The 21,567-nt window shown below is 37.7% G+C and carries 20 protein-coding genes; 12 read left to right on the top strand and 8 right to left on the bottom strand.

The window, feature by feature from the left end; translation table 11 throughout:
* Positions 1-236 precede the first annotated feature (236 nt).
* The 3 genes from GH741_RS15410 (at position 237) to GH741_RS15400 (ending at position 2,936) form a co-directional block, all read left to right on the top strand.
* On the top strand, positions 237-1,001 hold the full coding sequence (locus GH741_RS15410; RefSeq protein ID WP_153737637.1) for a TerC family protein: 765 nt from the start codon (positions 237-239) through the stop codon (positions 999-1,001).
* 151 nt (positions 1,002-1,152) lie between these two features.
* Positions 1,153-1,602: an OsmC family protein gene (locus GH741_RS15405; RefSeq protein WP_153737704.1), complete on the top strand. Its 450-nt coding sequence runs from the start codon at positions 1,153-1,155 to the stop codon at positions 1,600-1,602.
* Between the two features lie 89 nt (positions 1,603-1,691).
* On the top strand, positions 1,692-2,936 hold the full coding sequence (locus GH741_RS15400; RefSeq protein ID WP_153737636.1) for an aminopeptidase: 1,245 nt from the start codon (positions 1,692-1,694) through the stop codon (positions 2,934-2,936).
* Between the two features lie 619 nt (positions 2,937-3,555).
* On the opposite strand, the gene GH741_RS15395 is transcribed toward GH741_RS15400, so the two are convergent.
* A complete protein-coding gene (locus GH741_RS15395) occupies positions 3,556-5,367 on the bottom strand; it encodes a DNA ligase D (RefSeq protein WP_240795535.1) in 1,812 nt (603 codons plus the stop codon).
* Positions 5,368-5,502: 135 nt separating this feature from the next.
* Here GH741_RS15395 and ku point away from each other — a divergent pair, with 135 nt between their 5' ends.
* Positions 5,503-6,405: a non-homologous end joining protein Ku gene (gene ku, locus GH741_RS15390; RefSeq protein ID WP_153737634.1), complete on the top strand. Its 903-nt coding sequence runs from the start codon at positions 5,503-5,505 to the stop codon at positions 6,403-6,405.
* A gap of 36 nt (positions 6,406-6,441) precedes the next feature.
* On the opposite strand, the gene GH741_RS15385 is transcribed toward ku, so the two are convergent.
* Both GH741_RS15385 and GH741_RS15380 read right to left on the bottom strand, forming a co-directional pair.
* Positions 6,442-7,308: a fructosamine kinase family protein gene (locus GH741_RS15385; RefSeq protein WP_338079496.1), complete on the bottom strand. Its 867-nt coding sequence runs from the start codon at positions 7,306-7,308 to the stop codon at positions 6,442-6,444.
* A gap of 73 nt (positions 7,309-7,381) precedes the next feature.
* Complete coding sequence (locus tag GH741_RS15380) at positions 7,382-8,119, bottom strand: helix-turn-helix domain-containing protein (protein WP_240795525.1); 738 nt, start codon at positions 8,117-8,119, stop codon at positions 7,382-7,384.
* Between the two features lie 123 nt (positions 8,120-8,242).
* Between GH741_RS15380 and GH741_RS15375 the strand changes: the two genes are divergently transcribed.
* The 4 genes from GH741_RS15375 to GH741_RS15360 all read left to right on the top strand — a co-directional run bounded on the left by GH741_RS15375 (position 8,243) and on the right by GH741_RS15360 (position 14,094).
* On the top strand, positions 8,243-9,544 hold the full coding sequence (locus tag GH741_RS15375; protein WP_153737633.1) for an extracellular solute-binding protein: 1,302 nt from the start codon (positions 8,243-8,245) through the stop codon (positions 9,542-9,544).
* Positions 9,545-9,699: 155 nt separating this feature from the next.
* Positions 9,700-10,914: a carbohydrate ABC transporter permease gene (locus tag GH741_RS15370; protein ID WP_153737632.1), complete on the top strand. Its 1,215-nt coding sequence runs from the start codon at positions 9,700-9,702 to the stop codon at positions 10,912-10,914.
* 13 nt (positions 10,915-10,927) lie between these two features.
* Positions 10,928-11,770: a carbohydrate ABC transporter permease gene (locus GH741_RS15365; protein ID WP_153737631.1), complete on the top strand. Its 843-nt coding sequence runs from the start codon at positions 10,928-10,930 to the stop codon at positions 11,768-11,770.
* A gap of 41 nt (positions 11,771-11,811) precedes the next feature.
* On the top strand, positions 11,812-14,094 hold the full coding sequence (locus GH741_RS15360; RefSeq protein WP_153737630.1) for a glycoside hydrolase family 65 protein: 2,283 nt from the start codon (positions 11,812-11,814) through the stop codon (positions 14,092-14,094).
* Between the two features lie 346 nt (positions 14,095-14,440).
* Here GH741_RS15360 and GH741_RS15355 read toward each other — a convergent pair whose 3' ends face one another.
* Positions 14,441-15,175 (bottom strand): YwaF family protein, encoded by a 735-nt coding sequence (locus tag GH741_RS15355; protein WP_240795524.1) that lies wholly within the window; start codon positions 15,173-15,175, stop codon positions 14,441-14,443.
* Positions 15,176-15,819: 644 nt separating this feature from the next.
* On the opposite strand from GH741_RS15355, the gene GH741_RS15350 reads away from it, so the two are divergent.
* The 3 genes from GH741_RS15350 (at position 15,820) to GH741_RS15340 (ending at position 17,900) form a co-directional block, all read left to right on the top strand.
* Positions 15,820-17,157, top strand: coding sequence for a sodium-dependent transporter (locus GH741_RS15350; protein WP_153737629.1), 1,338 nt, complete (start codon positions 15,820-15,822; stop codon positions 17,155-17,157).
* Positions 17,158-17,231: 74 nt separating this feature from the next.
* Positions 17,232-17,516, top strand: coding sequence for a YwdI family protein (locus GH741_RS15345; protein WP_153737628.1), 285 nt, complete (start codon positions 17,232-17,234; stop codon positions 17,514-17,516).
* Between the two features lie 15 nt (positions 17,517-17,531).
* A complete protein-coding gene (locus GH741_RS15340; RefSeq protein ID WP_153737627.1) occupies positions 17,532-17,900 on the top strand; it encodes a DUF423 domain-containing protein in 369 nt (122 codons plus the stop codon).
* Here GH741_RS15340 and GH741_RS15335 read toward each other — a convergent pair.
* The 4 genes from GH741_RS15335 to hemQ form a co-directional block, all read right to left on the bottom strand.
* The gene (locus GH741_RS15335; protein WP_153737626.1) at positions 17,893-18,141 is read right to left on the bottom strand and encodes a hypothetical protein; all 249 of its coding nucleotides are present in this window, start codon (positions 18,139-18,141) and stop codon (positions 17,893-17,895) included. The genes GH741_RS15340 and GH741_RS15335 overlap by 8 nt on opposite strands.
* A gap of 132 nt (positions 18,142-18,273) precedes the next feature.
* Positions 18,274-18,819, bottom strand: coding sequence for a spore coat protein GerQ (gene gerQ, locus GH741_RS15330; RefSeq protein ID WP_240795523.1), 546 nt, complete (start codon positions 18,817-18,819; stop codon positions 18,274-18,276).
* A 64-nt stretch (positions 18,820-18,883) separates the two neighbouring features.
* Positions 18,884-19,306 carry a cell wall hydrolase gene (locus tag GH741_RS15325; RefSeq protein ID WP_153737625.1) on the bottom strand — a complete coding sequence of 141 codons (423 nt, stop codon included), beginning with the start codon at positions 19,304-19,306 and terminating at the stop codon, positions 18,884-18,886.
* A 179-nt stretch (positions 19,307-19,485) separates the two neighbouring features.
* Positions 19,486-20,235: a hydrogen peroxide-dependent heme synthase gene (gene hemQ, locus GH741_RS15320; protein ID WP_153737624.1), complete on the bottom strand. Its 750-nt coding sequence runs from the start codon at positions 20,233-20,235 to the stop codon at positions 19,486-19,488.
* Positions 20,236-20,530: 295 nt separating this feature from the next.
* Between hemQ and pta the strand changes: the two genes are divergently transcribed.
* Positions 20,531-21,502: a phosphate acetyltransferase gene (gene pta / locus GH741_RS15315; RefSeq protein WP_153737623.1), complete on the top strand. Its 972-nt coding sequence runs from the start codon at positions 20,531-20,533 to the stop codon at positions 21,500-21,502.
* Positions 21,503-21,567: the final 65 nt, after the last annotated feature.

Below are 21,567 nucleotides of genomic sequence, written 5' to 3'. Positions count from 1 at the left end.
GCTCCCTATATTATAAGGTTTGACTTTTAAAAGTTATACGAGTATGATGAACGATAGATTAAAGGGGAGTAGCTGCACAATTAACGTCGTCATTACGAGAGTTTGCCTCTCCGGCTTAATTGGCAACTTTACCGTTGTTAGCGAGACCTTTACCATTACGCGGTAAAGGTCTCTTTTCATGGTCTTTACCGCTATGGTGGAGACCATTTTGGTTATGCGAAAAGGAGTTGAGGAAATTGGATGCACAACTTTTGATAGAATATGGTTGGGTATTACTAGTGTTAATAGGACTGGAAGGTATCTTAGCAGCTGATAATGCACTTGTATTAGCTATAATGGTTAAACACTTGCCAGATGAACAACGTAAAAAGGCATTATTTTACGGTTTGGCAGGGGCATTTGTACTACGATTTGCTTCCCTATTTGTCATTTCGTTTCTCGTTGATGTTTGGCAGGTACAAGCAATTGGTGCGGCATACTTACTATTCATTTCAGGAAAACATTTATATGATACATTCGCTGCCAGAAGGAAAAAAGAGGAAGAGGAGGAAGAAAAGAAGGAAGGCAGTGGTTTTTGGATGACTGTCCTTAAGGTAGAGTTAGCAGACCTAGCTTTTGCGGTTGATTCTATTCTTGCTGCAGTAGCGCTAGCAGTAGCACTACCTGCCACAGGCATAGGCACAGTTGGTAGCTTAGATACGGGTCAATTTGCTGTTGTCCTGGCTGGTGGTATGATTGGACTTATTATTATGAGATTTGCAGCCAATGTGTTTGTTCGCTTACTTCATGAACGTCCAGGTCTTGAAGTTGCGGCATTTGTGATTGTTGGTTGGGTAGGGGTCAAGCTTGTAGTCAGCGTACTAGCGCATGAAGACCTTCATATTCTTCCACATGATTTTGCGCATTCCTTAGCATGGAAGCTTATCTTTTACGGCATCCTAGTAGGAATAGCAGTCGCAGGTTGGTTTCTTTCAGGTAGAAATAAAAACGAAGCAGTATAGTAATCAAACTAAACTCTAAAGGATCGAGAAGATGTTCTCGGTCCTTTTTCGTGTCCAAAATGAAAACGGAGCAAATAACTTTTAATATGTCGTTCCTTCAACTTAAAATATAGAAGATAGTATGAAAATAGCATTGGAAAGGATGACTGGAATGGCTGTACACCATTTTCATCTTAAAGCAGATTGGCCAGGAGGGCGTAACAGTATTGGTTCAATTGATGCAGGCAACTTAAAAACAAAAATATCAATACCACCTGAAATGGATGGTCCAGGAGTGGGCACAAACCCTGATGAAATGTTACTAGGTGCAGCATCCACCTGCTACATTATCACTTTAGCTGCCATGATTGAACGGGCAGCCTTACCATTAAAGTCCTTGGCATTAGAATCAATAGGAATGGTTGATGTAACTAAAGGTGTTTTTACATATCAAAAAATAGTCCATAGGCCGACAGTAGAATTAAAGCATACAGCTTCAGATGAAGAATTAACAAAAATAAAGAGATTAGTTGAAAAGGCAGAGCAGTCATGCATGATTTCAAGGGCTATTAAAGGCAATGTTGAATTGGAATTACAGGCAGAAGTCTATCGAGGAAAATAATTTAACATAGGTAAGTTTTCCGGTTAAGCGTTTGTAAAGAGGCATATGCTTTACTATAATTAAGTGAGCAATTAAATGGAGGTCACAGGATGAAAAATTTTCAAGAGTCGATCAACAAGTATGCAAAACTAGCACTTGAAACGGGTGTGAACTTACAAAAAGGTCAGGGGCTAATATTAAGTGCCCCAATTGAAGCAGTTGAATTTGTACGCTTAGTCGCTAAAGAAGCCTATGCTATGGGAGCTAAAAATGTCCATGTTGAATGGAATGATGAGGATTTAAAGTATCTAAAAATGAAACATGAACCTATCGAAGTGTTAGAGAACTTTCCAAAATGGAGAGCACAAGGATTGGAGGAAATGGCAAAGGATGGTTATGCGCTATTAACGATCTATGGCGAGAATCCTGATCTACTTAAAGATATTGATTCTGCCAAAATATCAGCATTTAATAAGGCTGCGGGACAAGCATTAACCAAGTATCGAGATTTTATTATGAACGATAAAATCAGCTGGTCAATTGTCGGTTATCCAACCCAATCCTGGGCTGAAAAAGTATTCCCGGATGTTTCTGCAGATGAAGCCCAAGAAAAGCTGTGGGATAACATATTTCGAATTTCACGAGTGGATCAAGCTGATCCAGTTGAAGCTTGGAATCAACACAATCAAACGTTGCAACAAGCAAGAGAGTATTTAAACAAGAAACAATACAAAAAGCTAATCTATCGAGCAGAGGGTACTGATCTAACAATAGAACTTCCTGAAAACCATATCTGGCATGGTGGCTCAACAAAATCTCAAGAAGGCACAGTGTTCAACCCGAATATGCCGACTGAAGAAGTATTTACAATGCCACACAAATATGGTGTGAATGGCACTGTAGTCAGCACAAAACCACTTAGCTATGGTGGTAATTTAATTGAGAATTTCAAACTAACCTTCAAAGACGGGAAGGTAGTAGATGCCACTGCTGAACAAGGCGAAGATACATTAATCCATCTACTCGATACGGATGAAGACGGCGCACGTCGTTTAGGTGAAGTTGCATTAGTACCTCATGAATCACCAATTTCACAATCAGGGATTATTTTCTATAATACCTTATTCGATGAGAATGCATCGTGTCATTTAGCCTTAGGAAAGGCCTATCCAACTAACATTGAGAATGGTCCGAATATGAGTGAAGAAGAGATGGATAAGCATGGTGTAAACGATAGCCTAGTTCATGAGGACTTTATGATAGGTTCAGCAACTCTTAACATTGATGGAGAAACAAAGGATGGTAAAACAGAAGCTATTTTCCGTGAAGGCAGCTGGGCAATCTCTTTTAACTAAAGACTGCTTTTCTAAAGGATTACTGTTTCTGACACAGTATATATAGACTGCGTCGTAACTCTTCAATAATTTTATTATTTTCGCTCTTTTTTAATCGACTGCAATACAATCGCTTAAGCAGAATACTTCGCTTTCCATGGGCACGGTCTCAGCCTCCTCAGAATCAAAAAGCGATTCTTCCGGGGTCTTCGGACACGTGCTGTTCCCATAGGAGTCTCCGTATTCTGCTTAAGCTAATAAAAGCGTTCTGATTATCGAAGGATAAAGTCAATGTTTATACGTGGAGAGGATATTCTTCTACTGAACATAAAGCTGTTCTAAGATCTGAAACTACACTACGCTAGGTTTTGTGCTTTATCTTCTTTTCATTATTGCTGTAATAAGATAGTGATTGGAGCATAGGGCAGTCGACTCCTGCGGGAAAAGCAACAGCTGAAAATCCCACAGGAAGCGGTTTTCTTCCGAGGAAGTTGAAGCGTTGCCCGCGGAAAGCGACTGCCCGGAGCGCAAATCAACATAGCAGTTAAGACACATTTTAAATCAATAGCAACAACCTCTGTGAAAGAAACCTAAAAGCTATAGACGAAGAATGCTTGGGTAAACCCTCAAGCATTCTTTTTTAAGTATTATGGATGAAATCTTTCAGCAAACCTAAATCTTGAGTAGCTCGTGCTTCCTGATAACCAGCGAACGGACATCCAAACTGTTTGACTCGGTCCACAACATTAGTAATAGTAAAATGGGACGGAGCTAAGGATTCATTTACCTCGCCCCAAAACAATGGTGCAGAAACAGTTGCCCCTTTGTTAATTCTTGGCGAGTATGGTGCGATCAACGTTTTATCTTTACCATGCTGTATATAATCAATATACAGTCGATTATGACGGTTCTTTTTGAGACGTTCAGTTGTAAATAGATCCGGATGCTGCTTTTCTATTAGGAATGCTAAAGCTTGTGTAAATTTAGCGGTATCCTCATAAGTCATACTATTTTTAGGAATTGGAATATAGATTTGCAAGCCTTTATTACCAGATGTTTTAACGAATGTCTTTAGCTTGAATTGGTCGAGAAGCTGCTTTAACAGCTGTGCTGCATAAATAGAAACAGGAAACTCTTCAATACTAGGTGGATCTAAATCAAATACTATTTCGTTTGGTTTAGCTTTTCCCATCAATTGAAAAGGAACATGATATTCTAATGCCCCGTGATTTCCAAGCCAGACTAAGGCATCAACACTTCCGCAATGAAGAAGTGTTTCCTCATCCACTTTTAGCCCTGCTACAAAGTCTGGAGCATAGCTAGGTAAGTGCTTTTGAAAAAATGACTCCCCGTCTATTCCATCTGGACAACGAATTACAGTTAGTGCCTTTTCTTTTAAAAAGGGTAACATAAAAGGTGCAATCTCTCTTAAGTAAAGGAGCAAATCCCCTTTTGTTAATCCACTATTTTGCCAAAATACTTTGTCTTGTTTGGATAAATCAACTGTACTAGGAAACATAGCAAGATCGTAATTAATTTTTTGAAGAGTACATTGTTCAGGTGTTAAGTCCAGGCGAAATTGTTTAAAGATGGGCTCTCTTAATTCTCCATCCTTAATGTTCAGACAATTTATATCAACGCAGATGGCCGGTGGTAAATGAAAAACGTCGCCTGATTTAGTTGCCTTTGCAACAACAAGTTTTTTTAATGTGGATAATTCTTCACCCTCCAACCCATGCTTAAATTTACCAACAGGCAGTAAAGAATAGCCATCATAGACAGCGCCATTAAAATACCCATTGTCTTGATTATAAGAGACTATTACAACACTAAGACTTCGCCAGTTTTTAATTTTAAACCAGTCACTATGGCCTTTCCCCTCGATGTATTTACTGTCTAATCGCTTGGCAACAATCCCTTCTCCATGATGTTCGAATAACTGATTCCATAATTCAGTTATATTAGAGTGATTTGGAAGATAGGCTAATCGTTGACTCCACCTGAACTTTGGAAACAGCCCTAGGCAGTCAAATAGTGTGCTTAGAGCATCTTTTCTTGTTAGGTAGGTATCCTTTTTGAGAGTTTTTCCCTTCCACTCAATTAAGTCAAATCCAATAAAGTGAGCAGGCCGTTCAATCGCAGCCTGTTGAATTTTCTCTGTTGATTTATAGCGACCACGTTGTTGTAACAACGGAAAATTTGCTTGAAGTTGGGTATTTAAAATAACAATTTCCCCATCTATTTTTGCCGGCAAAAGAGAGACAACTTTTTCTTGATGTTCAGTACAGTAGTCAATAATTTCTGGGAAATTATTTGTAAGATCCTTACCGTTGCGGCTTATTAGCGAGACAACATTTTTATCCCAGACTAAAATTGCACGGAAACCATCATACTTTACTTCATACATCCATTGTTTGCCTTTAGGAACTTCTTCACTTGGTTTTGGTTGCATTAACCTCAATTTTCCCACCTCTGATAGTTAGTTTATGTAAGCTGATTTTTCTTAAACATGCCAAAGAATACTAGAAATTTATACCGGGATAAAAGTAAGTTAATCAGATAAACTAAGGAAAAAGGAGGACGTTTTATGCACACGATGTGGAAAGGTACGATAAGTTTCGGTCTTGTTAATATCCCGGTTAAATTACATTCTGCAACGGAAAACAAAGATGTGAGACTGCGCCAACTCCATAAAGAGTGTCAATCTCCAATTAAATATGAAAAAACTTGCCCCGTTTGCGACAGAGAAATAGAAAGTGATGAAATTGTCAAAGCCTATGAGTATGCAAAAAATAAATTCGTTGTCTTGACAGAGGAAGAAATTGAGGAATTACAAGAAGAAAACACCGATAAATCAGTGGAGATAATGGATTTTGTCCAGTTGGAGGAAATTGATCCAATTTATTTTGAAAAAAGTTATTATTTGTCACCGAATGAAGGTGGGAGCAAGGCTTATGCACTACTTAGGAGTGCGTTAGAAGATACAGGTAAAATTGGAGTTGCCAAAATGGTCATTCGATCAAAAGAGCAATTAGCAGCCATCCGTGTCTATAAGAACACATTGGTGGTCGAAACAATTCATTATCCAGATGAAGTCCGAAATGTGCAAGATGTGCCTAACGTACCAGAAGAAGCAGCGCCAGTTCAAAAAGAATTGGATACTGCTAAAATGCTAATCGATCAGTTAACGGCTGAGTTTGACCCGGAAAAGTATCAAGACGAATACCGCTTGGCCTTGCTGAATCTTATTGAGGATAAGAAAAATCAGGATCAAACAACAACAGCCAAAGAGAGGGCTGTTCCGAATAATGTCACCAATTTAATGGATGCCCTGGAAGCATCACTCGATCGTGCTAAAAAAGCAAAACCGGCACCAGCAGAAAAGAAGAAAACAACAACGACAGTGAAAAAAACAACAGTGACGGCAAAGAAAACAACAGCACCGAAAAAGGCAGTCCCAAAGAAAAAACAAACGAAGAAAAATGCCTAAAAGTAGCCCTATCCCAAAATTGGATAGGGCAAATTATTATGCATATTTAGTTAATATTCGATCAACTGATGGACCGTAACTTTCGCCGAAGATATTTAGGTGAACAAGCAAATAGTACAATTGGTATAAAGGTTTAATTTCTTGATAGTTATCTGGAAGTGGATAGACCTCCTGATATGCATCATAGAACTCTGACGTGAAACCACCAAATAACTCAGTAAATGCCAATTCAAAGGCATGATCCCCATAGAAAACGGATGGATCGATTAAATAAGGATTTCCATTTGGACCTGCTAAATAATTCCCACCCCATAAATCACCGTGCAATAGTGAGGCTTTAGGGCTAGAACCAATCCATTTATCTAAAGTTTTTATTACCTGATCTAATCGTGCTCTTCGTTGTGTGGACATACGTCCATTTTCGATGGCAAGCTGGAATTGAGGTAACAATCGCTGATTTTGATAATAGTCAAGCCAGTTATTAAAATAGCCATTTTTTTGCGTTAAAGTCCCAACAAAAGTATCCTCATCAAAACCAAATTTCTCATTAGTATTAAGGTGCATGTGAGCTAACTGACTACCAAGTAATCCATGAGTAGTATTTGTGGAATTTCCTTCAATCCAGTCCATAATCATGATGCCTTCTTCCCCTTTTTTCGGCTCATCATAATAAAAGACATGGGGGACACCAATCGTTTTTGTTGCTTCGATAAGGGTTAAGCCCTTTGCTTCCACTCGAAAAAAGTTAACAGGCACCTGTTTGTTCCCTTTTACAAAATATTGTTTATTCTCTGTTGCCACGTAAAAGGCTTGATTAATGTCTCCGCCTGAGACTGTTTTAATGGTTTGAATGGGTGTATAATCTCCTATTTTAGCTAAGTTTTGTTCAATTAAATGCTTCACTAGTACTACCTTCCTTATCAACAATTTTATTACGCTAATCCCGAGTTATTCTTTATCCTAACAAAAGAACAGATTAAGATAAATGTTTATCTCTAAATTGACGAGGAGTTAATCCTTCAAATTGTTTAAACTGAGCTGTGAAGTAGCTCTGGTTGCAAAATTTGAACAACATTGCTATTTCTGAAATGGAGCTGGTTGTGTGTAACAACAAGTATTTTGCCTCCTCGACCCTTTTCTTATTAATGTAGTGGACGATGGAGTAGCCCACTTCTTTTTTAAATAAATGAGATAGGTAGCTATGATTAACAAAACAGTGTTTGCCGATAACGTGAAGGTTTAAGTCTTCGAGGATATGATCGTGGATGTAGGTAATTGCTCGATTAATCGTCTTGCCATATGGTAGTTTTTCTTCATTATTTAATACATCAATAAAGTGGCAAAGCATTTGGTATTCTAGTTTATCCAACAAAACAATATCATCTTGTCTCTCAATTTCTAAAATATACGTGTCGCTAAGGGTAAAAGCAGTTTCTGGGTGGACGCCTCCACGAATTATGGCTCGTGTGAATAAAGTACAGGAACATATTAACGAGTTTTTTAATGATCTAATTTCAATACTGGCAAGATGTGGCCGCTGATCTTTATTAATGCTTTGAATAATCGTAAGTGCTTCCTTTTGGTCACCATGAGTCGTTGCCTCAAGTAACCTGCTTTCTAGTAAAAATGAAGGGTGCAAATATTCATTCTGTCTATTTTTAATCCGCATCGCAATAAATTGATCTTCCATTGAATGGTTGGCTGAAGTTTCCAAACAATCCCTCCTAACTCATAAAAATTTTGATAGGCATATAAAGATTTTAGTATTATTGTAAGCGTTTTCTGAATAAAATCAAGGTGAATAATATAAAAAATAGAATCGAGGAGGTCAATAGTTATGAAAAAGTGGCTATCAGTTTTATTAGCACTTACGTTTCTTACTTTCATTCTTGTTGCTTGTGGGGGAGATGAAGAAGTAGACCAGGAGACGACAGAAGAGCCTGCCGACACTACAGAGGAACAAGAAACAGAAACAGAAGAGGAGCCTGCAGCCGAGGAGGAAGCCGAGGCGACAGTGATAAAGTTCGCTGCTCAAAACGACAATACACCTGCAACTGAGATGGCAATTGAAGCGTTTAATAACAGTCAAGATCAATATGTTGTGGAATGGATCCAAATGACAAATGACTCCGCTCAAATGCATGATCAATTACTTACATCATTATCTGGTCAAGCAGGTGAATATGACGTATTATCACTTGACGTTGTCTGGGCTGGTGAATTTGCCGGTGGGGGATACTTAGAACCAATTGATGTACAGATGAGTGATGCAGGCCTTGCATATGAAAATTATAATGCTGGCTCGATGACATCAGGTAATTATAAAGGTAAGCAATACACATTGCCGTTCTTTCCGGACTTAGGTGTTCTTTATTTTAGATCTGATATCGTGTCAGAAGAAGATGCTGCAACATTAATCTCTGGGGATTACACTTATGAGCAATTAGGAGAAATGGCAGAGAAATACACGGGAGAAGAAGGAACAGAAACAGGTTTTGTTTATCAATCAAAACAATATGAAGGTTTAACTGTAAATGCCAATGAATTTACAAACGAGTTCACTGACTTAGAGTCGGGGCTACAAACGATGTATGACTTTACAACAGCCGGTTGGACTCCAGATGATATCTTAAACTACGATGAGGGCGCAACCCATACGGCATTTGAAACTGGAAAAGCAGTGTTTTCAAGAAACTGGCCATATGCATATGGAAGACTGAATGATCCAGAAAGTGGAGCAACTGTACCAGTTGAAAATGTAAACGTTGCACCATTACCAAATGGAGGTTCTGTTGGTGGATGGCTTCTAGCAATTAATGCAGGATCTGAAAATAAAGAAGGAGCTTGGGAGTTTATTAATTTCCTAGCAGGACCAGAAGGACAAAAGATAATGTCTACCGAGGGTGGATATTTGCCAGGATTTAACGCCCTACTTGAAGATGAGGAAGTATTAAATGCTAATGAGATGTTAACAATGGAAGGCTTCCAAAATGCATTACAAAGTACGATTGCCCGCCCTGTTACATCTGAGTATTCAAAGGTTTCGAACGAAATTCAAGTAGCTGTTCATAAATACTTGAGTTCAGGTGAAGGCTTGGATGCAGCTGTAGAGACAGTTGAAGGCTCCATAGCAGAGTAAATTGTTAATACTAGGCTCTGAACTTCAGTTTAAAAGTTTCTAAGGTTACTGGCTTTTTAGAATGATAAGTAAGGAGGGCTCCTCAAGAACAGAGCCCTCCTTTCATCTAAAATATAGATGTTTGACTAATTTTCTAATAAAGGAGGTAAAGTCATATGAAAAAAATGGGATTACGTGAGTTTTTATTTTTAGTACCAATTCTTATTTTAATTTGTATTTTCTCATTATGGCCAGTTCTCCAATCCTTTACGTATAGCTTTTTTGATTATCAACTTAATGACCGTACTAAATCCGGTTTATACCTAAGTGAACGATTCAATGTCGATTTATATAACGAGACTTCCTTCTATGTTGATCGTTTTATTTCCATGGATATGGAAACAATTAGTGACGATCAAGATAAGGCCGATGCCAATCAAGTTTTAGCCGGTTTAACGGAGCTTAATAAAGAATTTGAAAATGAAGAAGGAGTCATTAAATTAACTGGTGATCAAACGGATCAAGTACTTAATGTTTACCAAAATACCAAAACAACTGTAGACCAACTAGTAAGTAAATATGAATTGCAACAGGGAGAAAATTTACCGCTGTTAGTCGACGATATCAATAACAGTTTAATACAATCGAATTTTGTTGGACTGGATGGATATAAACAAGCCTTTAGCGATGGATTTGTTGGCATAGCTTTAAAAAATACATTAATTTTCACCGTTGTCTCGGTATTTCTAGAGTTAATCTTAGGTATGGGAATGGCACTTATTATGAATAAAGCAATGCAAGGTCAAGGTTTTATCCGTACTTCCTCACTAATACCTTGGGCGATACCAACCGCTGTAGCTGCATTGATGTGGAGCTACTTATATGATGGTGGAGCGGGTATCGTGGCAGAATTCTTTTCCATCGTTGGATTTATTGATCAGCCAACAGATTTACTTCAAACTAGTACAGGTGCCATGACTGCAGTAGTCTTGGCTGACGTTTGGAAAACGACGCCATATATGGCCATTCTACTATTAGCTGGTTTACAAACAATACCTAAATCACTATATGAAGCTGCTTCAATTGATGGAGCGAGTATCGTCCAGAAGTTTTTTAGGGTAACCGTACCATTACTTATGCCAGCCATATTGGTTGCCTTGTTATTTAGAACAATGGATGCATTTCGAGTATTTGACCTAATCTACGTATTAACAGGTGGCGGACCGGGTGGTTCAACCGAAACTCTGTCAGTATATTCCTATAAAGTAATGTTTGGTCAAACGAATTTCGGTTATGGTTCGGTTATTGTCATGATCATGTTTGTATGCGTAGCAATAATAACGACGATTTATGTAAAGGTTCTCGGTGCAAGTGTAATGGAAAAAAATTAAAGGAGGGAATAAGATGGCGAAAGAAAACGGTTTTTCTCTTAAAAAAAGTTGGTCATTTTTGGTTTTGCTGTTCATTTATTTAGCTGTTGTTATATTCCCGTTTATTTGGATTTTAATTACCTCCTTTAAAAGCACAGGAGAAATTTTTGGAGACAATCCATTTCGGGTTATTCCCGAAAATCCTACCTTACAGCATTATGCTAATGTAATTTTTGAAAAGGGCATCATGAATGCAGTTTGGAACAGTTTAATAGTTTCTTTTTCCACAACGATATATATCGTTCTAGTAGCAACATTTGCGGCTTATGCAATTTCTAGATTTGAATTTAGGGGAAAGAACTTATTATTAGGAATTGTTCTTGCTGTTGCAATGTTTCCGCAGATGATTGTGATTGGTCCTGTTTACAACCTGTTTATCGAGCTGGGTTGGACAAATAGTTACTGGATTGCCTTACCGTTCTCGTCCATTACTTTACCGATGTCGGTATGGATTTTGGTGACACACTTTAATCAAATTCCGCTAGCACTAGAGGAATCCGCAAAAATGGATGGTGCTTCCCCTTTTCAAACATTGTTCAAGATTGTATTTCCTCTAGCCGCTCCAGGTGTGTTTACAACAGCCATCATTGTATTTATAACGGCGTGGAATGAATTTGTTTTAACAATTACAATCAATTCAAATGCAGAATACCACACCGTCCCAGTGGCAATTTCCTTTTTAAGGACCCAATTCGAAATACTATGGGGTGAGGTTGCAGCGGCTACTGTTGTTGTTACGATACCTACACTTATTATCGTTCTGTTGTTCCAGCGCCAAATTGTTTCTGGTTTAACAAGCGGAGGAGTGAAGGAATAGGAATCGAGTGTTTAAAAAGGTAATGAAGGAGAATTAGGCATATGACTTGGAAGATAACTAGCCACTCAATAAGCGAAGCAGACCTTATAAATGAAGAAAGCCTATTCTTTTTAGGGAACGGGTATATCGGAGTAAGGGGTAATTTTGAAGAAGGTTATTACCCTTCATTCACTTCAATTAGAGGAACATATATCAATGCCTTTCATGACATAACAGCCATCAACTATGGAGAAAAGCTACACGGATTTCCATCTACGCAACAAAAAATGGTAAATGTTATTGACTCTCAAACAATAGCTATTTACTTAGATGGAGAAAGGTTTTCAATCTTTGAAGGGGAATTAATAAGCTATCAACGTACGCTTCACTTAGATAAAGGATTCGCAGAGAGAAGGATTCATTGGCGATCTCCAACAGGAAAAGAAGTAGTAGTTATTTTCAAACGATTAGTATCATTTATTTATCGTGAGCTTTTTGTAAACGAAGTAACTGTCGAACCAGTAAACTTCAGTGGAGATATCTCTTTTGTGTCGACTATAAATGGCGATGTATCCAATTTTAGTGATGAAGGAGATCCTCGAGTTGCGGCGGGGGATGCGAAGAGGTTACATGTCAAAGAGGTTACTACTAAGGAGGATGCTGGCTTTGTCCTGTCTGAAACAGAGACCTCAAACCTGAAAACGGCTTGTTTGTCTAATCACAACACAATGAACAGGACTTCAAGCAAGCATTATAGCCAAACCGAACAACAAGCTGCATTTACCTATTCATACAAAGCTAAACCAAATGAAGTCATTTTATTTATGAAGAAAAACATCTACGTAGACACATTACGACACGGTCAAAATTTAGCTGAACAGGCTGAACAAATTTCTACATCTATCCGTGAGTTGGACTTTAATCAGTTACTAAAGATACAGGAGCAATATTTACAGGAGTTCTGGCAAAAGAGTGATGTAGAAATTGATGGAGATTACCATTTGCAAGAGGGGATTCGCTTTAATCTGTTTCATTTGCTTCAATCAGCCGGTAGGGATAAGTATAGTAATATCTCAGCAAAAGGTTTATCTGGTGAAGGTTATGAAGGTCACTACTTCTGGGATACGGAGATCTATATGTTCCCAGTGTTCTTAATGTCAGATCCGAACCTAGCAAAACAATTACTAATCTATCGATATTCGATATTAGAAAATGCAAAAAAGTGGGCAAGAACCTTAGGTCATCAACAAGGAGCATTATTTCCTTGGCGGACGATCACAGGGGAGGAATGTTCGTCTTACTTTCCATCAGGATCAGCTCAATATCACATAAGTGCAGACATTGCTTATAGTTACATCCAATATTACCAGGCGACAAATGATTGGCAGTTTATGATTGAGTGTGGGGTAGAACTCCTTTGCGAGACGGCCAGATTATGGATGGATACTGGCCACTTTCGTCGAGATGGCGGCTTTGTGATTAATGATGTTACTGGACCTGATGAATATACATGTATTGTTAATAATAACTACTATACAAATGTAATGGCTAAACATAACTTAAGATGGGCAGCAAAGCTTGTTAAACAGCTCCAATCATTGGATTCAAATGGTGTAGAAGAGTTAATGAAGAAAGTAGAATTAAATAAAGATGAGGTTAATAGGTGGGAAAAGGCTGCAAAACAAATGGTGCTTCCATATGACCGCAACTTTGATATAAATCCACAAGATGATAGTTTCTTGGACAAAGCGATTTGGAATTTAGAAGAGACTCCAAAAGAACATCGCCCATTATTATTACATTACCATCCACTAACATTATATAGGTATCAGGTATGTAAACAAGCTGATACAGTTTTAGCACACTTTTTGCTTGAAGATGACCAGAATATTGATACAATAAGGAATTCTTACAATTACTATGAAGAGATTACTACACATGATTCATCCTTATCCACTTGTGTATTTAGTATTATGGCGTCCAAATTAGGTGATTTAGAAAAAGCGTACCAATACTTTAAAGAAACTGCCAGACTAGACCTTGATAATACCCATGGAAATACAAAAGATGGCTTGCACATGGCAAATATGGGTGGAACTTGGATGGCAATTGTTTTTGGGTTTGCTGGGTTACGAATTAAAGAAAATGGAATTCATCTAAGTCCACAAATACCAAAAGAGTGGAATCGTTATTCCTTCCATTTTCAATATAAAAATCAACCAATCAAAGCGGAGATAGTCAGTAAGGGTATATTTTTACATTTAATGAAAGGACCGGATCTAACTATTTGGGTTAATAATCAACCAATAAAACTAACTTCAGACAAGCTAGTGAAAGTTTCTTAAATAAAGCTATATCAGCATAGTAGTTTGTGATATGGCTTTAGACAATTGTCTTTGTAGGAATGAGCTCATTCGGTTGCTTTCTTTTAAAAAAGTATTGAATTTTATCCCAATTAATGTAAAAATATATACATAAGGTAAAAACTAAAGATTGCAGAAGAACGTGCTCGAATTTAGGAGGAAAAGCATAATGGAAAATTTCTCATGGTTTGCTAGGAGTATGGAATCTAAATTAAACCGAAATCTTCATGACAAAGAATGGGAATTTTTATTATGGTTGTATAAAAAACATTTGGCAAAATAACTAAATTAAAATAATGGTGCCTCGGATATTAATGCCGAGGCATTTTTAATGCACTTTTTTAAGTTGGTGCTTCTCGTATAATGAGTAACAGACAAACAATAGAAAAAAGACTGAAAGAGTTACTAAGCCTAGATTACTATAGTACCAGAATCCTGTGCCGAAAAAGTTTAACGGAGTCGAGGCCGTCGGTGTATTTGATAAATATAAATAATTAGAACCTAATAGAGGATTAATAAGTATTCCAATAAAAATGCCATAACCAACTAATATACAGAAAGAACCAATAAAAGATTTGAACGTAATCCTAGCGGTGCTTGTAAGTATAAGAAAGACACATGCCCAGGAAATAACAATATGATGAACAAAAAATTTCCAAAACCGAAAATGCTGATAGTCATATGGTAATTCCGGTGTTACTAAAGCCAAAAATGCGGGTATAATTCCTATGAAAAAAGCAAATTGAATGAGCTTTTCTTTATTAAAAAGTAAGGCAATCATTGCTATAATTGATGCAACCCCACAAAGATGTAAAGGCATATGATCTCTAAGGTTCCAAACACCGTTGACTGCTGCCCACAACTGGTATGAGATTTCAGAAAAAAGTAGCAGAAAGAAAAATAACCATCTAATTGCTTGATAGAAAGTGGTATTGTTAATAATTTGCTTGTAAATGCAAAGCATAGAGATAATACCAATTAAATATATAGCTAGCATAATATTGTGGCTTATACCAAACGGGTAAAATGCTTGATCAATGGAAAGGCCGAACCAATTAGACAACAAACCACCCCTTGCTACATAATTTTCATGTTGATTTCCGTTCCGGGTAGTCGCTTTCCGCGGGCAACGCTTCAACTTCCTCGGAAGAAAACCACTTCCTGTGGGATTTTCAGCTGTTGCTTTTCCCGCAGGAGTCGACTGCCCTCTACTTCAATCAACTACCATATAAGTGTAATTGCAAACACAACATTGCACAGCCATAGGAAGTACACGCATTACTATAGAATTACAGGTATTCTGTCTGCGATGGTAAATATCCCCTGATTATTGAGTGATATTTTATGAAATAAACGTTTTTTAATTCTTCTCACTTGAAGACTTCTCACTTGAAAAGAAAGCTATTTTAAGCTTCGGAAAAATGCGAGACTCCTATGGGAAAGGAACAGTCTGAAGACCCCACAGTGAGTGTTCTTTACGAGCGAGGAGGCTGAGGCGTTCCCCATGGAAAGCGAGTGTTTTTCCGAAGCGTTGGTTGCACTCAACTTATAATAGTGAAGTATCGGTAGCAACAAACTATCCAAAGGACTCTATAAATAAACTAGCACAAATCAATAATACAATCTATCAAAAATTTTTCCGATTTATTCGTTTACATGGTAAAATAGGAATTCTGAAATGTAGGTATGGAAGGAGCTAGAACAAACATGCAAAGAGAAAGCTGGGCATCAAAGCTTGGATTCATGCTAGCTGCAATGGGCTCTGCTGTTGGATTAGGGAACATATGGAGGTTTTCCTATGTAGCAGGAGAAAACGGAGGCGGAGCATTTTTAATCATTTACTTGGCGAGCATATTACTAATTGGAATCCCCCTGTTATTAACAGAAGTAAGCATAGGTCGAAGAGCACAAAGTGATGTGGTTGGTTCTTACCAAAAGTTAGCTCCAGGAACACCTTGGTTCCTTGCAGGCTTTATGGGGATTGGAGCAGCTTTTTTAATATTAGGCTTTTACAGTGTTGTCGCAGGCTGGTCGATGTTTTACCTTTGGAACTATTTAACAGGTCGGTTATTTTCTGTACCAGCTGAAGGATATGGATTTGTATTTGACTCCTTTATTACATCAGTCTATCAACCATTGTTTTGGCATGGACTGTTTATGATTATTACTATCTTTATTGTTCTTACTGGAGTGAAAAAAGGCATCGAGTTTGCTAATAAATTATTTATGCCCACACTAGCTATTCTTCTACTTCTTTTGGCAGCCTATAGCTTGTCTTTAGAAGGAGCGATGGAGGGTGTGAAATTTCTATTTCAACCCGATTGGTCTGTTTTGGATGATCCATCCGTATATATAGCGGCACTTGGACAAGCATTTTTCTCGCTAAGTCTAGGGGTAGGGACGATGATGACATATGGCAGTTATCTATCAAAACAACACAGTTTACCAGGAGCAACTGTCGGCATCGGAATTATGGATACACTATTTGCGGTTATCTCTGGTATTGTTATTTTTCCAGCCGTCTTTGCTTTTCAAGTTGCACCTGATTCAGGTCCAAAGCTAGTATTCATCATTTTACCTGATATTTTTGCACAAATGCCTTTTGGTGGATTTGTAGGTATTCTATTTTTCTTATCTCTAACTCTTGCAGCGATATCTTCGTCTATTTCATTATTAGAAGTTCCAGTAGCTTACCTTATTCGTGTAAACAATTGGAGTAGAAGATTTGCATCAATTGTTACGGGTTCTATCATGTTTGGGTTAGGTGTTGCTGCATCGTTAGGTATGGGTGTCTTATCTGATGTTTCTCCAATTGGTAATTTAAATATTATGGATTCAATGGACTTTGTTGCATCTAATATTTTCTTACCATTAGGTGGACTTGCGATGGCGATATTTATAGGCTGGTATTTCACAAAACGCGAAGCTTTCGATTCAACAGATTTAACAAACTCTCCACTCAGGGGTTTATGGTATATAATGATCCGTTATATTGTACCAGTGTTAATCATTATTATTTTTCTAAATGCATTAGAGCTTATCTAACTTATTTTAAATGATAGCTCTGATATCCTATAGCTGAATATGTTAAGCTATTATCAAAGTTGGGAGGGAGATCCTTGGCGATATCAAATAACACGATATTAACAAAAATGATGTCAGAGTTAAAGAAGGCATCAGCAGTCAACGAACAGAAGGCTGTGAGAGAACATATTCATGCGATACGTCTACTTTGTGATCTATTACTAGAAGATAAAGAAACTGACCAAGATCTAGAATTGAAAAAAATGATAGGTGATGTCGGTCAGTTACCTAATAAGAAATTCAACAACGCTAATGATACGAAAACGACTACAAAAGTAGATCATGAGGAAGCAAACGGTAAATCAATATTCGATTTTTAAAGGTGGAGGAACAAAATGAAAATATTTCTTCTTTTAGGCGTGATTAATGGATTTTTAGCTGTTGCCTTAGGAGCTTTCGGCACTCATGGTCTCGAAGGAAAGCTGACTGAAAAAGCAATAAAAACATGGGAAAAAGCTGTAACGTATCAGATGTTCCATACAATCGCCTTACTTGTTACAGCATTATTAATAGGTAAATTTCAAGCAACAGGCTTTGTGACAGCTGGATGGTTCTTCCTTGCTGGTATTATACTTTTCTCTGGTAGCTTGTATATCTATGCACCAACAGGGATTAAGACCTTTGCAATGATTACACCGTTAGGCGGATTAGCTTTTCTAATTGGTTGGGTAATATTAGGCTATGCTATAATTAAATTCATTTAAAATATAAGAAACTAACGAAAATAATAATAATAACTGCTCTTAGTAGTTGTTGAGCAAACGGGAAGGTATTCTGCTTTTTAAATTCTACCATGCCTTCAAATGCAAAGCTAAGGGCTAAAGTAAAACAAGTCAGTAGAGCTAATAACATACTGCCTTTTACTAAAGATATAATTCCAAAAATCACTGTTAGAATCATCATTAGTACTTGAAGTTGAAAAAATCTTTGGTATGGATGTTTCATACAATTAACCCCCTGTCCGAAGATAGTTTAGAATATAGGAAAACAAGAAACCCTTGCTGATAACCAGTAGCAAGGGTTTTAAAGTGGAGGAAAATCAGAGTATTAATGAATCGTTGTGCTGTATATAGAAACTTATCTTGGAGGATAAGTAGCTAATTGACCTGCACCGGCAGCGCCGTATGGATATTCATAGTTCAATTCTTCGTCAAACGTCATGTAATCCAAATAAACCATTAATAATACATAGCGCTTACCTGTTTCAGGATCACTTATAATTATGTGGTCTCTTCCTGCAGCTTCCACAACACCTTTAAAAATCTTTGCATTCCAGCGTTCGTTATTTTCAAAAGTCATGTAGATGGTTGCGATTTTTCCTTTGTTCAACCGCAAAATGTTCTCAATATATGATTCCTCTATTGGAAGCATACCTGGGACTTGTGAAACATTAGGTTGTGCTTGATAAGGATTGACCTGCATACCTGGTTGATAATAACCTGGCTGGGCAGCCTGTGGTGTTGGCATTGCTTGTGGTTGTTGATAATATGGCTGACTTCCTCCATAACCCTGACTAGGATAGTTTGGAGTTCCTAATGTGTACCCGCTAGCTCCTGAAGGGTAGCCTGCAGCCCCCGTAGGATACCCGCTTGGTGCTGGTGTTTGTCGTTTTTCATCACTCATGTTGAATTACCTCTCCCCTCGAATAATTAATATTAAGTCTTTAATCCACGCTACTTGTTAGCATTTAAAAGACTTCTGGACATTCTGATTCTAACGGACTAAAGAAACAATGTGACTTGTATCGTCCTGAATTCCATTGATTAAACCATTGCTCAGGACAGTTACCTTCTGGTCTGAAAAACCAAAGGGAATTGCTTGCTGGATGATGTTTTTCGCCTTTAATAATCTTCCTTGCAAGGTCAATGTCCTGCTGTCTTGCCCGTTGGTAAAAGTAGCCCTTTTGTGTAGCTTCAAATCCTCCGGGGCTCTGAAAAACCATATCCCTGATATTTCTTATATTCTCAAAATCCAAACAACTAGTGCGTACGCGATTTACTCCGGTGTTTCCAGCCATTAGCATACCTAACTGACCATCACCTTCTGCTTCAGCTCTCATTAAACGCGCGAGCATTTTAACATCTTCCTCCGTGTGTTGAATGACTGCCAAGATGTCACCTCTCTTTGTTGCAAGACATAATCATAGGAAATATATACGTTCGGTTTACGAACATACTCTAATACCCATATGTATGCAAATAAGACTGAGGGAATGATTAAAACAACAAAAAATAAAAAAAAACTAGACGCTTAACAATCGTTAAACGTCTAGTAACATATAATATTCAATTAAACGTGGAAAAAGGATGGAACTTCTTCTTTAGTTAAGATGTTCCCAACATAAAAGGAACCGAAATCACCGTAACGAGTGGTTACTTCATCAAAACGCATTTCAGAAACCAGCTTCTTGATCTGTAATGCATCATGTGCGAATAGGGTAACACTCCATTCCCAATCATCAAGTCCCATGGAACCTGTAATAATTTGACGAATTTTTCCTGCATACTTTCTGCCAGTCATTCCATGCTCATACATAAGCTTTTTTCGATCCTCCATCGGAAGTGCATACCAGTTATCATTGCCCTGGCGACGCTTGTCCATTGGGTAAAAACAAATGTGATCCCATTTAGGAAGTTTTGGCTTCAACCTTGCCTGTACTTCAGGAGATTGTTCAGGATCCTCTTGTCCTTCTTTCACCATATACTTAGAAAGCTCAACGATTGATACATAGGAATAAGTTTGAGTAGTGAAATCGGCTAACTTTGATTTGTTGAACGCTAACTCAACTTCACTCAATTCCTTCATCGTCGGGCGAAGAATCATAAAGATAAAATCTGCCTTATGTCCCAGTATGCTATAAAGTGCATGGCTACCATTTTTGTTTTGCTCAACGGTATCCCATGTTGTTAATAATTCTTGGAACTCAGTAATAGCAGCTTGACGTTCTTCACTTGGTGCAAGCTTCCACGAAATCCAATCAATTGCTCTTAAGTCATGTAAACAATACCACCCATCCATGGTTTCTACTGCTTCAGCCATATAATCTCTCCTTCAATGTTCCGTGATGTTTTTAATATAACATAATTAGGGAAAGGTAATCAGTATAAGGGTACTAACAAGGAAAATCGAGTAAATGCTTTAACTACAGTACTTAGTAAGCAATAAACTAAAAAATTAATCTAGTAATAAAGGAAAAATTGTCATTGTTTTGACAAAGTTTTGAACAATTAGTGGCAAAGGTAAAAAACTTTATAGGTAGTATTTCCGTATGACTTTCATTCATACACAAAAAGGCGTATCATATATAACAGATGAAATGTTGGAGGGTAAACAGATGAGTGATTTATTTGCAAAGATGAAAGAGAGTTTGAAAGAAAATGCTAGACGTGTCGTGTTCCCTGAAGCTTTAGATGAAAGAATCCTAACTGCCTCTAGTCAACTTGGAGCTGAAGGTATTTTGATTCCTGTACTAATTGGAAAAGAAGAAGAAGTACAACAGAAGGCAAGAGAATTTGGTGTGGATATTGCCAACACAGAGATTTTTGATCCAAGTAATTATTCCAAATTCGATGAAATGGTAACAAGCTTTGTAGAACGACGCAAAGGAAAAGTAACAGAAGAAGCTGCGCGTGAACTACTTCTCGATGGGAACTATTTTGGAACGATGCTAGTCTACATGAATGAAGCTGACGGCCTTGTTAGTGGTGCTACACATTCAACTGCTGATACTGTTCGTCCTGCATTACAAATAATTAAAACAAAGCCTGGAATTAAGAAAACCTCAGGGGTCTTTATAATGGTCCGTGATGAAGAAAAATACGTGTTTGCTGATTGCGCCATAAATATAGCTCCCAATAGTCAAGATTTAGCAGAAATTGCTTTAGCAAGCGCTGAGACTGCAGGACTATTTAATATTGATCCACGCGTAGCAATGCTTAGCTTTTCAACAGCTGGATCGGCACAATCCGAAGAAACAGAAAAAGTGACTAACGCGGTTAAGATTGCAAAAGAGCAGAATCCCGATTTAGTACTAGATGGAGAATTTCAATTTGATGCAGCATTCGTACCATCTGTTGCAGAGAAAAAAGCGCCAAACTCTGTAATCAAAGGCGATGCAAATGTGTTTATTTTCCCGAGTCTAGAAGCTGGAAACATAGGCTATAAAATTGCACAACGTCTAGGTAACTTTGATGCGGTTGGTCCGATTCTCCAGGGTCTAAACAAACCTGTGAATGACTTATCTAGAGGCTGTGATTCAGAGGATGTTTATAAACTAGCTGTTATTACAGCGGCACAATCACTATAATAGTTTAAATCGAAGCCCGAGCTACTAAGCTCGGGCTTTATTATGGTTAATTTCTTTCAATTGTT

It is taken from the genome of Aquibacillus halophilus (assembly GCF_009649745.1).
Classification (GTDB): domain Bacteria; phylum Bacillota; class Bacilli; order Bacillales; family Amphibacillaceae; genus Aquibacillus; species Aquibacillus halophilus.
Note: the sequence above shows the minus strand (reverse complement) of the source record. Positions and strands in the feature narration are given on the sequence as shown.

Excerpts from the sequence above, each read along its gene's own strand:
- GH741_RS15365 (WP_153737631.1), top strand. The coding sequence starts at position 10,928 with ATGGCGAAAGAAAACGGTTTTTCTCTTAAAAAAAGTTGGTCATTTTTG.
- ku (WP_153737634.1), top strand. The coding sequence starts at position 5,503 with ATGCACACGATGTGGAAAGGTACGATAAGTTTCGGTCTTGTTAATATC.
- GH741_RS15400 (WP_153737636.1), top strand. The coding sequence starts at position 1,692 with ATGAAAAATTTTCAAGAGTCGATCAACAAGTATGCAAAACTAGCACTT.
- GH741_RS15370 (WP_153737632.1), top strand. The coding sequence starts at position 9,700 with ATGAAAAAAATGGGATTACGTGAGTTTTTATTTTTAGTACCAATTCTT.
- GH741_RS15360 (WP_153737630.1), top strand. The coding sequence starts at position 11,812 with ATGACTTGGAAGATAACTAGCCACTCAATAAGCGAAGCAGACCTTATA.
- GH741_RS15395 (WP_240795535.1), bottom strand. The coding sequence starts at position 5,367 with ATGCAACCAAAACCAAGTGAAGAAGTTCCTAAAGGCAAACAATGGATG.
- hemQ (WP_153737624.1), bottom strand. The coding sequence starts at position 20,235 with ATGGCTGAAGCAGTAGAAACCATGGATGGGTGGTATTGTTTACATGAC.
- GH741_RS15340 (WP_153737627.1), top strand. The coding sequence starts at position 17,532 with ATGAAAATATTTCTTCTTTTAGGCGTGATTAATGGATTTTTAGCTGTT.
- gerQ (WP_240795523.1), bottom strand. The coding sequence starts at position 18,819 with ATGAGTGATGAAAAACGACAAACACCAGCACCAAGCGGGTATCCTACG.
- pta (WP_153737623.1), top strand. The coding sequence starts at position 20,531 with ATGAGTGATTTATTTGCAAAGATGAAAGAGAGTTTGAAAGAAAATGCT.
- GH741_RS15335 (WP_153737626.1), bottom strand. The coding sequence starts at position 18,141 with ATGAAACATCCATACCAAAGATTTTTTCAACTTCAAGTACTAATGATG.
- GH741_RS15350 (WP_153737629.1), top strand. The coding sequence starts at position 15,820 with ATGCAAAGAGAAAGCTGGGCATCAAAGCTTGGATTCATGCTAGCTGCA.
- GH741_RS15375 (WP_153737633.1), top strand. The coding sequence starts at position 8,243 with ATGAAAAAGTGGCTATCAGTTTTATTAGCACTTACGTTTCTTACTTTC.
- GH741_RS15405 (WP_153737704.1), top strand. The coding sequence starts at position 1,153 with ATGGCTGTACACCATTTTCATCTTAAAGCAGATTGGCCAGGAGGGCGT.